15 protein-coding genes are annotated in these 11,669 nt (G+C 73.6%); 8 read left to right on the forward strand and 7 right to left on the reverse strand.

The window, feature by feature from the left end:
* The 5 genes from CRP29_RS14370 to CRP29_RS14390 all read right to left on the reverse strand — a co-directional run bounded on the left by CRP29_RS14370 (position 1) and on the right by CRP29_RS14390 (position 3,212).
* On the reverse strand, positions 1-408 hold the full coding sequence (locus CRP29_RS14370) for a YciI family protein (RefSeq protein WP_097195755.1): 408 nt from the start codon (positions 406-408) through the stop codon (positions 1-3).
* A 151-nt stretch (positions 409-559) separates the two neighbouring features.
* Positions 560-886, reverse strand: a complete 327-nt coding sequence (locus CRP29_RS14375; protein WP_097195756.1) for a TraR/DksA family transcriptional regulator — start codon at positions 884-886, stop codon at positions 560-562.
* A complete protein-coding gene (locus CRP29_RS14380; protein WP_245852825.1) occupies positions 883-1,503 on the reverse strand; it encodes a class I SAM-dependent methyltransferase in 621 nt (206 codons plus the stop codon). The genes CRP29_RS14375 and CRP29_RS14380 overlap by 4 nt, the downstream gene beginning before the upstream one ends.
* A 14-nt stretch (positions 1,504-1,517) precedes the next feature.
* Positions 1,518-2,786 carry a YibE/F family protein gene (locus CRP29_RS14385; protein WP_097195757.1) on the reverse strand — a complete coding sequence of 423 codons (1,269 nt, stop codon included), beginning with the start codon at positions 2,784-2,786 and terminating at the stop codon, positions 1,518-1,520.
* Between the two features lie 9 nt (positions 2,787-2,795).
* The gene (locus CRP29_RS14390) at positions 2,796-3,212 is read right to left on the reverse strand and encodes an STAS domain-containing protein (protein ID WP_097195758.1); all 417 of its coding nucleotides are present in this window, start codon (positions 3,210-3,212) and stop codon (positions 2,796-2,798) included.
* A gap of 178 nt (positions 3,213-3,390) precedes the next feature.
* Here CRP29_RS14390 and CRP29_RS14395 point away from each other — a divergent pair, with 178 nt between their 5' ends.
* From CRP29_RS14395 to CRP29_RS14425, 7 genes are all read left to right on the forward strand, one after another.
* The gene (locus tag CRP29_RS14395) at positions 3,391-3,891 is read left to right on the forward strand and encodes an Hsp20/alpha crystallin family protein (protein ID WP_097195998.1); all 501 of its coding nucleotides are present in this window, start codon (positions 3,391-3,393) and stop codon (positions 3,889-3,891) included.
* A gap of 73 nt (positions 3,892-3,964) precedes the next feature.
* Positions 3,965-4,300, forward strand: coding sequence for a helix-turn-helix domain-containing protein (locus tag CRP29_RS14400; RefSeq protein ID WP_097195759.1), 336 nt, complete (start codon positions 3,965-3,967; stop codon positions 4,298-4,300).
* A 119-nt stretch (positions 4,301-4,419) separates the two neighbouring features.
* Positions 4,420-4,689: a metal-sensitive transcriptional regulator gene (locus tag CRP29_RS14405; protein ID WP_097195999.1), complete on the forward strand. Its 270-nt coding sequence runs from the start codon at positions 4,420-4,422 to the stop codon at positions 4,687-4,689.
* Positions 4,690-4,721: 32 nt separating this feature from the next.
* Positions 4,722-4,928 (forward strand): heavy-metal-associated domain-containing protein, encoded by a 207-nt coding sequence (locus CRP29_RS14410; RefSeq protein WP_091983833.1) that lies wholly within the window; start codon positions 4,722-4,724, stop codon positions 4,926-4,928.
* 31 nt (positions 4,929-4,959) lie between these two features.
* Positions 4,960-5,877 (forward strand): hypothetical protein, encoded by a 918-nt coding sequence (locus tag CRP29_RS14415; protein WP_097195760.1) that lies wholly within the window; start codon positions 4,960-4,962, stop codon positions 5,875-5,877.
* Positions 5,874-8,171 carry a heavy metal translocating P-type ATPase gene (locus CRP29_RS14420; RefSeq protein ID WP_097195761.1) on the forward strand — a complete coding sequence of 766 codons (2,298 nt, stop codon included), beginning with the start codon at positions 5,874-5,876 and terminating at the stop codon, positions 8,169-8,171. The genes CRP29_RS14415 and CRP29_RS14420 overlap by 4 nt, the downstream gene beginning before the upstream one ends.
* A gap of 102 nt (positions 8,172-8,273) precedes the next feature.
* Positions 8,274-8,636: a hypothetical protein gene (locus CRP29_RS14425; protein WP_097195762.1), complete on the forward strand. Its 363-nt coding sequence runs from the start codon at positions 8,274-8,276 to the stop codon at positions 8,634-8,636.
* A gap of 21 nt (positions 8,637-8,657) precedes the next feature.
* Here CRP29_RS14425 and CRP29_RS14430 read toward each other — a convergent pair whose 3' ends face one another.
* Both CRP29_RS14430 and CRP29_RS14435 read right to left on the reverse strand, forming a co-directional pair.
* Positions 8,658-9,602 carry a M48 family metalloprotease gene (locus CRP29_RS14430; RefSeq protein ID WP_097195763.1) on the reverse strand — a complete coding sequence of 315 codons (945 nt, stop codon included), beginning with the start codon at positions 9,600-9,602 and terminating at the stop codon, positions 8,658-8,660.
* An 11-nt stretch (positions 9,603-9,613) separates the two neighbouring features.
* Positions 9,614-9,964 (reverse strand): BlaI/MecI/CopY family transcriptional regulator, encoded by a 351-nt coding sequence (locus CRP29_RS14435; RefSeq protein WP_097195764.1) that lies wholly within the window; start codon positions 9,962-9,964, stop codon positions 9,614-9,616.
* Positions 9,965-10,084: 120 nt separating this feature from the next.
* On the opposite strand from CRP29_RS14435, the gene CRP29_RS14440 reads away from it, so the two are divergent.
* Complete coding sequence (locus CRP29_RS14440; protein ID WP_245852826.1) at positions 10,085-11,656, forward strand: cytochrome ubiquinol oxidase subunit I; 1,572 nt, start codon at positions 10,085-10,087, stop codon at positions 11,654-11,656.
* Positions 11,657-11,669: the final 13 nt, after the last annotated feature.

The raw sequence follows: 11,669 nt of genomic DNA on the forward strand, positions 1-11,669 counted from the left end.
TCACTCGGTGACGGTGGGCGGCGGGCTCATGAACGGGCGCAGCTCGAGCCACTCGCGGATCGGCCTGCCGCCCGCACCCGGCGCGGCGGAGAGCTCACCGGCGAGCGCCAGCGCCCGCTCGTAGCTGTCGACGTCGATCACCATCCAGCCGGCGATCAGGTCCTTGGTCTCGGCGAACGGGCCGTCGGTGACCGGCGGCCGCCCCTCGCCGCCGGAGCGGACCCAGGTGCCCTCCTCGGCGAGCGCCTGACCGTCGACGTACTCGCCGGTGCTCTCCAGCTTGGCGGCGAAGTCCCGCATGTACTGGATGTGCGCATCGACCTCGTCCGGGGTCCACCGGTCCATCGGCACGAAGTCGGGCTCGGTGGGAGCGCCCCGGTAGTGCTTCAGCAGCAGGTACTTGGCCATCGTGTTCTCCTCGCGGATGTGCGGCCCATTGTGGCCGCGTGCACCCCGGGGACGGAGCCGATCGCCCCTTCTCGACATCCGCCCCAGGCATGGGAAGCGATACATGCGTTCTCGGCGCGAAAACGGAGGTATCGCTTCCCATGCCCGGGTCTCAGCGGGCGCAGTCGATGCAGGTGCGCGCCGCGGGACGGGCCTCGAGCCGCTCCGGGGCGATCGGCCCGCCGCAGGTCTCGCAGCGGCCGTAGGTGCCGGCCTCCACGGCGGTGACGGCGGCGTCGACGTCGGCCAGCCGGCGCCGGGCCTGGTCCAGCAGCGCCGCCACCTGCTGGCGCTCGAAGGCGATGGTGGCGCCCTCGGGGTCGTGCTCGTCGTCGGCGTTGGACGCCTTCGACGCCGCCACGACCTCGTCGAACTCGCGGGTCAGCGCCTCGATCTGGGCCAGCGCGGCGGCCCGCTCGGCCGAGAGCGGATCGCTCATCGGTCCCGGCGCAGCAGCCGCATCGACCCGACGCCGGGCAGCTCGGTGAAGTCGCCGGACTCCAGCACCCGGCGGTAGACGCCGTACGGCGCCTGCCCGCCGTCGGCCGGGTCGGGGAAGACGTCGTGGATCGCGAGCGTGCCGCCGACGGCGAGCTTGGCGACCCATGCGTCCTGGTCGCGGCGCGCGGACTCCTCGGTGTGGCTGCCGTCGAGGAAGAGCAGCGCCAGCGGCGTGCTCCACAGCGGGGCGAGCACCTCCGAGCGGGTCACGATCGCGATGACGACGTCCTCGGCCCCGGCGGTGGCGATGGTGCGGCGGAAGCTCGGCAGCGTGTCGACCAGCCCGACGGCCGGGTCGACCAGCGACGGGTCGTGGTACTCCCAGCCGGGCTGGTGCTCCTCGGAGCCGCGGTGGTGGTCGACGGTGATCACCTGACGGCCGGTCTCCCGGGCCGCGGCGGCCAGGAAGAGCGCCGAACGGCCCATCCAGCTGCCCACCTCGAGCAGCGGCCCGGGGACGTCGAGCGCCCGGGCGGCCTCGTAGAGGGCGCGGCCCTCGTCGTCGGGCATGAAGCCGGGGGCGGCGGAGGCGGCGGCGAGGAGATCGGTGTGCACCCGCACAGCCTCGCCTATCGCGCGAAGCGGGTGCGCAGGGCGGTCATCCGGCGCTCGGTCGCGGCACCCGCGGAACCTTCGGCGGCCTTGGCGAAGAACGCGCCGACCGCCGTCGTCACCGGTACCGCCAGGACCAGGGCGATCGCGCCCACCATCGTGCGGATGACCTCCTCGCCGAGCCCGGACGAGGTCACGACGACGTCCCACGGCTGGTCGTAGAGCTCGAACAGCAGCAGCAGCGGCAGCGAGGCACCGGCATAGGCGAAGACGATCGTGTAGACGGTCGAGGCGATGTGGTCCCGGCCCACCGCCATCCCCCGGTCGTACAGCTCCCGCCAGGTCATCGCCCGGTCGACCTCGTGCAGCTGCCACACCGCCGAGGCCTGCGTGATGGTGACGTCGTTGAGCACACCGAGCCCCGCGACCACGACGCCGGCGAGGACCAGGCCGGAGAAGTCCAGCGTCGGGTCGTAGGTGTTGAGGGTGTTGGTCTCCTCGCTCGTGAGGCCGGTCAGCCGGGCGGTGGCGACCGCGAGCGACCCCAGGACGGCCACCAGCGTCAGCCCGAAGAGGGTGCCGACGAGCGCCGTCGTCGTCCGGGCGGAGAAGCCGTGCGCCAGGTAGAGGACCACGAACATGATCGCCGAGGAGCCGACGAGGGTCACCAGCACCGGGGAGGAGTCGCCGAGCAGCCCGGGGAGCACGAACTTCAGGAGCACGAAGAACGCGATCGCCAGCCCGAGCAGCGAGGCGAGGCCGCGCAACCGCGCGACCAGCCCGACGACGACGGCGAAGGCGACCGCCAGCGTGAGCATCGGGGTGCCGCGGGCGAAGTCGTAGAAGACGTAGGTGGCCCCACCCTCGGCGCCGACGTCCCGGGTCAGGACCAGCGTGTCGCCCTCCTCGACCCCGTTGGCGACGACGACGGCGTCCAGGTCGATCTGCTGGTAGTCGCCGGTCCCGTCGCCGTCGAGGATCTCGACGACCGCGCGGGCGCAGGTGGCGGGCCGGCCGGGATCGCCGCAGTCGAACTCCTCCACCGACACGACGCGGCCGTCGGGGTAGGTGGTCCCCGGGGGCAGGTACGTCGCGGCCACCTGCTCGGCGCGGGTCGGCTCGCCGCCGGGCCACATCACCAGCAGGCCGATGACGGTGGCCAGGCCGACCGGCACCAGGAGCAGCAGCATCAGCCAGACCGCACGCCGCCGCAGCCGCACCGCCTCCGGGCCGGGCGGCGGAGCGTCGGGGTCGGGTCCGTGGCTGTGCGAGTGGCTGGGAGGCACCCGGCCAGGCTAGGAGTCGCGCTCCCCGGCCGGGGGGAGGCCGGGGGCGTCCTCGTCCTCGTCCCCGTTCTCGTCCAGGATCGGGAAGCGGAGCCACAGGCCGCTCAGCTGCAGCGGCCGGGCTACGGCGGGCGACGGCGTCACGAGGGCCACCTCCACCCCGCGCGGAGCGGCCATCCGCTGCAACTGCACGAGCACCGCCATGCCGGCGGAGTTCATGAACGGGACGCCGCCCAGGTGCAGCTCGATCCGGCGCAGCGGCTTCCCGGACAGCAGCGCCTCGGTCAGCACCCGCACCAGCGGCCGCCGTGCCGTGTCGGTGAGCTCGCCCTCCAGCGTGAGCGAGACGACGTCGCCCTCGTCGGCGGTGCGCACCTCCGGCTCGGTCTCGCCTCCGGACCCGCCCCGCACCGCGCTCTCTGCCATGCGCCTGTCTCTTCCCCGCCGGGCCTCCGTTCACGCACGCGACCCGACGGGAGCCGCTGGAAACATCTGGCGCGGCCAGACGTTTGCACTACTGCTCGTCCGAGGTAATCTTCGGTTGCCACTAGAGGTTTCACCTCGGGCAGCGAACAGAACAGCAACTCCTGTGGAGGTGTCGATCATGATGCTGACCGCCTACGACCCGTTCGCCGCCACGTCCGCGGCCTTCCGCGCGCTGGACCAGCTGGCCGGCCGATCCGGCTCGATGACCGCCCGCCCGCTCTCGGGCATGCCGATGGACGCCTACAAGGTCGGCGACAACTTCGTCGCGCACTTCGACCTGCCGGGCGTCGACCCGGGCTCGATCGACCTCTCGGTCGAGGGCACCACGCTGACGATCAGCGCCGAGCGCTCCGTCCCCCAGCTGGAGAACGCCGAGTGGGTCGCGGCCGAGCGGCCGTACGGCAGCTACACGCGGCAGCTGGTGCTCGGCCGCAGCCTGGACACCGACCGGCTCGAGGCCAGTTACCACGACGGCGTGCTCACGGTGAGCATCCCGATCGCCGAGAAGGCCCGGGCGCGCAAGATCACCGTGACCCGCGCGGACACCCCCGCGACCGTCGGGGCCCGCACCATCGAGGGCGACTCCTCGCCCGCGGACCAGAAGGCCGTCACCAGCTGACGGCGGCCACCGGAGGGGCCGGACCCGGCGGGTCCGGCCCCTCCGCGTTCCACGACCCGAGGGAAGGACGGCGATGACCGACGCCGACGACCGGCTGCGCCGCCTCGACGACCCCGACTTCCCGGCGCTGACGATGAGCCAGGCCGCGGAACTCCTCGGTGTGCAGGCCGCGTTCCTGCGCAGCCTGGACTCCTCGGGCGCACTGCAGCCGCACCGCTCGACCGGTGGTCACCGCCGGTACTCCCGGAGCCAGCTGGGCCTGGCGGCCCGGCTCCGGGGACTGCTCGACGACGGCCACCCCCTGGCCTCGGCGGAGACGATCGTCGACCTGCAGGACCAGCTCGCCGCCGCCCGCGCCGATGCGGACCGACTGAGGAAGTCCTTGCGCAGAAACCCTAGGGGGGTATAGTTCCTGTCGGGCGGCAGTCCGAGCCGCCCGATCAGGAGGCTGCAGTGACCAGTGTCGACGAGGCGGGCGCCGCGACGCCATCCGCGGAGTGCGCGCACTCCGACCACCAGCACGGCTACATCCACCGCAAGGACGAGTACCTGAAGCGTCTGCGGCGGATCGAGGGCCAGGCCCGCGGGCTGCAGCGGATGGTCGAGGACGAGAAGTACTGCATCGACATCCTCACCCAGGTGTCGGCCATGACGAAGGCACTGCAGGCGGTCTCGCTCGGTCTGCTCGAGGAGCACCTCAGCCACTGCGTGGTCGCCGCCGCACGGACCGGCGGCCGCGAGGCCGACGAGAAGATCCGCGAGGCCACCGAGGCGATCGCCCGCCTGGTCCGTTCCTGATCCCCCATCCCCCAACCGGTAGAGGACACCCCATGACCACCGCCAGCTACACCGTCGTCGGCATGACCTGCGGCCACTGCGTCGCCTCCGTCACCGAGGAGGTCTCGGCCGTCCCCGGCGTCGGCGCCGTCGAGGTCGACCTCGAGTCCGGCGGGCTCACCGTCACCAGCGACGCCCCGGTCGACGAGGCCGCCGTCCGCGCCGCCGTGGAGGAGGCCGGTTACTCGGTGGCCGGCTGACCCGGCCGGTCCCCCGGGGAACCGCAACGTCATGAACACACCGGTCAAGCTCGCCGCCTTCGGCGTCGGCCTGGTCGCCGTCTTCGGTGCCGCGACCGGCCTCGGCGCGGTCGTCGGCCCGGTCGGCCCGGCGGCGGAGGAGAGCTCCGCCGCCGGGCACGACATGGGCGGCACGGCCGGGCACGACGACGACGCCGGCCCGGCGACCGACGCGCACCTGCCCGCAGGCCTCGCCGTCTCCGAGGACGGCTACACGCTCGCGCTGGACCAGCCGACGCTGCCGGCCGGCGCCGCGATCCCGCTGGCTTTCCGCGTCCTCGGTCCCGGTGGGGTTCCGCTCACCGACTACGCGCTGCGCCACGACGAGGACCTGCACCTGGTCGCCGTCCGCCGGGATCTCACCGGCTACCAGCACATGCACCCCGACCTGGGCGCCGACGGCGTCTGGCGCGTGCCGCTGGACCTCTCCCCCGGTTCCTGGCGGGTCTTCGCCGACTTCGCCGCGGGGGCCGACGGCGAGGACCGCGTCCTGGGCGCCGACCTCTCGGTGGCCGGCGAATACAGCCCCGAGCCGCTGCCCGATCCGGCCGCCGTCGCCGAGGTGGACGGCTACACCGTCGTCCTCGACGGCTCCCTGACCGCCGGCGAGGAGTCGGAGCTGCGGTTCGGCATCAGCCGCGACGGCGTCCCCGTCACCGATCTCCAGCCGTACCTGGGCGCGTTCGGGCACCTGGTGGCGCTGCGTTCGGGCGACCTCGGGTACCTGCACGTGCATCCGGCCGACCCGCCGGGCGGCGCTGCTCCGGCGCCCGGCCCGAACATCGCCTTCGTCACCACCGCGCCGTCGGCCGGCAGCTACCGGCTGTTCCTGGACTTCCGGCACGGCGACGTCGTCCGCACGGCCGCCTTCACGGTGACCGTCGGCGCACACGAGGAGCACGGCTCATGACGCAGACCCCGCTCACCGACGTCGAACTGCTCATCGGCGGGATGACCTGCGCCTCGTGCGCCGCCCGCGTCGAGAAGAAGCTGAACAAGCTCGACGGCGTGACCGCCACGGTCAACTACGCCACGGAGAAGGCGCGGGTGAGCGTCTCCGGTGACGTCACCACCGACGACCTGATCGCCACCGTCGAGAAGACCGGCTACACCGCCTCGCTCCCCGAGCCGCCGCGTGCCGAGCCGGACGCGGAGCCCGTCGCCGACCCGGCGCGGGCGCTGCGCACCCGGCTGGTGGTGAGCGCACTGCTCAGCGTGCCGGTGGTCGTGCTGGCGATGGTGCCGGCCTGGCAGTTCGAGTACTGGCAGTGGCTGTCGCTGACCCTGGCCGCGCCCGTCGTGGTGTGGGGCGGCCTGCCGTTCCACCGGGCCGCGTGGACGAACCTGCGGCACGGCGCGGCGACGATGGACACCCTGGTCTCGCTCGGCACCCTGGCCGCGTTCGGCTGGTCGCTTTACGCGCTGTTCTGGGGCACCGCCGGCACGCCGGGCCTGGTGCACCCCTTCGAGCTGACCATCGAGCGCTCGGACGGCAGCGCGAACATCTACCTGGAGGCCGCCGCCGGGGTCACCACCTTCCTGCTCGCCGGGCGCTGGTTCGAGGCGCGCTCCAAGCGGCAGGCCGGGGCGGCGCTGCGGGCCCTGCTGGAGCTCGGCGCCAAGGAGGTCTCGGTGCTGCGCGGCGGCACCGAGGTCCGGGTGCCGATCGACCAGCTCGCCGTCGGCGACCTGTTCGTCGTCCGGCCCGGGGAGAAGCTCGCGGCCGACGGCGAGGTCACCGAGGGCTCGTCGGCGGTCGACGCCTCGATGCTCACCGGCGAGCCCGTGCCGGTCGAGGTCGGCCTGGGCGACCCTGTCGTGGGCGGCACCGTGAACGCCGGCGGCCGGCTGGTCGTGCGGGCCACGCGGGTGGGCTCGGCGACCCAGCTGGCCCAGATGGCCCGCCTGGTCGAGGACGCGCAGAACGGCAAGGCCGAGGTGCAGCGCCTGGCCGACCGGATCTCCGGCGTGTTCGTGCCGATCGTGCTGGCGCTGACCGTCGCCACGCTCGGCTTCTGGATCGGCACCGGCGCCGGTCTCCCGGCCGCGTTCACCGCCGCCGTCGCCGTCCTGATCATCGCCTGCCCCTGCGCCCTCGGGCTGGCCACGCCGACCGCGCTGATGGTCGGCACCGGCCGCGGCGCGCAGCTGGGCATCCTGATCAAGGGCCCCGAGGTGCTGGAGAGCACCCACCGGGTCGACACCGTCGTCCTGGACAAGACCGGCACGGTCACCACCGGCCGGATGACCCTGCTGGAGGTCGTCCCCGCCGAGGGCGAGGACGCCGACCGGCTGCTGCGCCTGGCCGGTGCGCTGGAGGCCGCCTCGGAGCACCCGATCGCCCGGGCGGTGGCTGCTGCCGCCGCCGAGCGCGGGGAGCTACCCGCAGTGGAGGGCTTCACCAACGTCGAGGGGCTGGGCGTGCACGGCGTCGTGGACGGCGCGGCGGTGGTCGTCGGCCGGCCCCGGCTGCTGGCCGACTGGTCGGCTGCGCCGACGCCTGCGCTGCAGCGGGCGGTGGACGCCGCTGAGCAGGCCGGGAGCACCGCCGTCGCCGTCGCCTGGGACGGCGCACCGCGCGGGATCCTGGTGGTCGCCGATGCGATCAAGTCGACCTCGGCCACGGCCGTCGCGCAGCTGCGCGCACTGGGACTCACCCCGATCCTGCTCACCGGCGACAACGAGCGGGCCGCCCGCAGCGTGGCCGCCGCCGTCGGCATCGACGAGGTGATCGCCGAGGTGCTGCCGCAGGAGAAGGTCGACGTGGTGAAGCGGCTGCAGGCCGAGGGCCGGGTCGTCGCCATGGTCGGCGACGGCGTCAACGACGCGGCCGCGCTCGCCCAGGCCGACCTCGGCCTGGCCATGGGCACGGGCACCGACGTCGCGATCGAGGCCAGCGACCTGACCCTGGTCCGCGGCGACCTCCGGGCCGCGACCGACGCGATCCGGCTGGCCCGCCGCACCCTGGGCACCATCAAGGGCAACCTGTTCTGGGCGTTCGGCTACAACGTCGCGGCGCTCCCGCTCGCGATGGCCGGGCTGCTCAACCCGATGATCGCGGGCGCCGCGATGGCGTTCAGCTCGGTGTTCGTCGTCTCGAACTCGCTGCGGCTGCGCGGCTTCGCGCCCCTGCCGGAGAACCGGGACGCCGCCACCGCGCTGCCGTCGGGCGCGGCCCGCGTCGAGGTGCCCGCCCGGTACTGACCTCTCCGCCGGGAACGTTCTCCGGCACAGTCGGTCTCTGCCCACCCCCCGTGGGCAGAGACCGACTGTGCGCGAACCACCCCTCGGCCCCCGGAGGTCCTGATGCGCCACCAGCTGCCACGCACCCCGATCCGCGTCCTGGCCGCGGCCGGCGCCACGCTCGGGCTGGTCGTGCTCGCCCGCCCCCAGCAGGTGCTCGACGCCGTCGCGCCGGCGTTCCCGCCGGAACGCCACTGGCTGCTCCGCGCGCTCGGCGCCCGGATGCTCGGTCAGCACGCCGCGGTGCTCGCCCGTCCGGAGCCGGCGGTCCTCGCCGCGGCAGCCGGCATCGACCTGCTGCACGCTGCGAGCATGCTGCCGTTCCTCGGCTCGGCCCGGTACGGGCGGGCGGCCCGGATCAGCGCGGCGGTCGCGCTCGGCTCCGCGGTGGCCGAGTGGGTGCTCGCCGGGTCACAGCGCCCGTAGCAGTCACAGCGCCGGTAGCAGTCACAGCGCCGGTAGCAGCAGCAGCGCCGTCGGCAGGAGCAGCAGCAGGACGGCGCCGAGCAGGGCGGCCGCCCGGGCCGCCGGTGGCAGTGGCGCCGGCGGTTCGAGCAGCCGGACCACACGGGCCCGCACCGCGCCGCCGGTCACCGCGAGCGCGCCGCCGGGCACCTCCGCTGCCCCGGGGCGGGCCGCGGCAGCCACGACCGCCTGCGCCAGGGTGCGCCGCGGGTCGGCGCCGTCGAGGTCGCCCCCGCCCAGTTCGCGGAGCGCGACGTCGTCGGCGCGCATCTCCACCAGCTCCCGGACCGCCGCGTGCGCGCGCCCGGCCGCCGGCAGCACCGGCAGCGCCGCCTCCCACGCGACGAACGGCAGCAGCAGCAGGTGGTGGTGCTCGCGCAGGTGCGCCCGCTCGTGCGCGATGACGGCGGCGAGCTCGGCCGCGTCCAGCTCGGCGACCATCCCCGAGGAGAGCACCAGCAGCGGCCGCGCGCCGGGGATGCAGAACGCCACCGGAGCGGGGTGCTCCAGCAGCCGGGTGTCGGGCGCGGCGCCCGGTTCGACCACGAGCTCCAGCAGCTGGCGGTGGCGACGCCGGACGCGCGCGGTGCGGAACCAGGACAGTGCCAGCACCCCCACCAGTTGCAGGGCCAGCACGGCGGCCAGCGTCATGGCGACCCAGTGGTCACCGCGGACCGGGCCGCCGGCCGGCTCGCCGCGCACCCACGACCACCAGGCCTCGGGCAGCGAGTGGCCCCAGGGAGCCAGGCCGTGCACAAGCAGCGCGCCGATGATCGAGAGTCCTCCGGCCAGCCCGATCGCCTGCCAGCAGACCAGCGCGACGAGCGGGTCGCGGCCCGGCCAGCGCGCGCGGCCCAGCAGCGCCGGCACCGGCCACGCCAGTGCGGCGGCGAGGACGGCGAGAGCGGCCGCGGTGGCGGGCAGCATGAGGGGTGGGGTCAGCGACCGTCGCCGGCGAGCAGCTCCCGGAGCAGGCGCGCCTCGTCGTCGTTCACGCTGCCGACGAACCGGGCCAGCACCGCCTGCCGGTCGGCCGCCTGACCGAGCACCTCGTGCATGAGCTCGGCGGCGTGGTCCTCGCGGCTGGCGCGGGCGGTGAAGCGCCGCGGCCGGGCGTCGTCGTGGACGACGAACCCCTTCTGCTCGAGCCGGGTCAGCACGGTGTGCACGGTGGTCAGGGCGATGCCGCGGTCGGCGAGACCCTCGCGCAGCGTGGTCGCCGCGACCGGCCCGTCGGCCGACCAGAGCTGATCCATGACGGCCCGCTCCAGCTCACCCAGCGTGGCCATCGGTCCTCCTGTCGTGCGGCTCACAGCGCGTTCTTCTACGTGTCGTAGAAAAGACCCTTCTACTCGGCGTAGAAAGAGTGCGCCGATCGTACGACGGTCGCCGCCGAGAGACGAGGAGCAGTGCCCGTGGACGTCCTGGGCATGGACACGCTGGACATCGCGCGCTGGCAGTTCGGGATCACGACCGTCTACCACTTCCTGATGGTCCCGCTGACCATCGGACTGGGGATCCTGGTCGCGGTCATGCACACGATGTGGGTGCGCACCGACAAGCCCGAGTGGCTGCGGATGACCCGCTTCTGGGGCCGGATCTACCTGATCAACTTCGTGCTCGGCGTCGCCACCGGCCTGGTGCAGGAGTTCCAGTTCGGCCTGGCCTGGAGCGAGTACTCGCGCTTCGTCGGTGACGTCTTCGGCTCGCTGCTGGCGCTGGAGGCGCTGCTGGCGTTCTTCCTGGAGTCGACCTTCCTGGGCCTGTGGATCTTCGGCTGGGGCCGGATCCCGAAGAAGGTGCACCTGGCCACGCTGTGGGCCGCGGTCATCGGCTCGGTCGTGAGCGCGTACTTCATCATCGCGGCCAACTCCTGGATGCAGCACCCGGTCGGCGTCGAGGTGGGCGAGGACGGCCGGCCCGTGCAGGTCGACTTCCTCGCGGTCCTCACCAACAGCACCGCGCTGGCCGCGTTCAGCCACGCCATCGTCGCCGCGCTCATGGTCGCCGGCGCGCTCCTGGTCGGCATCGGCCTGTGGCACCTGCGGAAGCGGAAGCTGGCCGGGCAGCCCACCACCGACGTCGACCACGCGGTGTGGCGCCGCTCGGTCCGGCTCGGCGGCTGGGTCTCGCTGGCGGCGTTCGTGCTCACCGCCGTCACCGGTGACTGGCAGGGCAAGCTCATGTACGAGCAGCAGCCGCTGAAGATGAGCTCGGCCGAGGCGCTCTGCGAGACCGAGGCGCCGGCGTCGTTCTCCATCTTCGCCTTCGGCAAGTTCGGCTCGAACGAGTGCGACGACGTCCACTCGATCACCGTCCCGTACATCCTCAGCTACCTGGCCCACGGCGACTTCTCCTCCCCCGTCCCGGGCGTCAACGAGCTGCAGGAGGAGTACGCGGCCGTCTACGGCGAGACCTACCCCGACGACCCGTCCTTCGGCGACAAGGCCGGCGAGCCGATCGACTACACGCCCCTGCTCGCGGTCACCTACTGGAACTTCCGGCTGATGATCGGCATGGGCGGGCTGTCGGCCGCGGTCGCCGCCTACGCCCTCTGGTCCACCCGCCGCGGCCGGGTACCGACGTCGCGGATCGGCGTCTACGGATCGCTGCTCGCCGTCGGGGCCCCGTTCGTCGCGAACGCCTCGGGCTGGATCTTCACCGAGATGGGCCGACAGCCCTTCGTCGTCTACCCGAACCCCGACGTGCCGGTCGAGGACCAGGTGTACTTCTTCACCGCCCAGGCGGTCTCCCCCGGCATCAGCGCCGCCGAGGTCTGGACGTCGCTCATCGCGCTGACCGTCGTCTACGGCGCGCTCGCCGTCGTGGAGCTGTGGCTCATCGGCCGGTTCGTCCGCGCCGGGGTCACCAGCGGTGACGGCCATGCCACCCCCGGGTTCAGCCCGGAACCTCCGGACGACGAGGACGACGGCGCACCGCGGCGCGACCGCGACGACGACGTCCTCCAGTTCGCCTACTGAGTCAGGAGCACCT

It is taken from the genome of Blastococcus aggregatus (assembly GCF_900221005.1).
In the GTDB taxonomy this organism is placed as follows: Bacteria; Actinomycetota; Actinomycetes; order Mycobacteriales; family Geodermatophilaceae; genus Blastococcus; species Blastococcus aggregatus.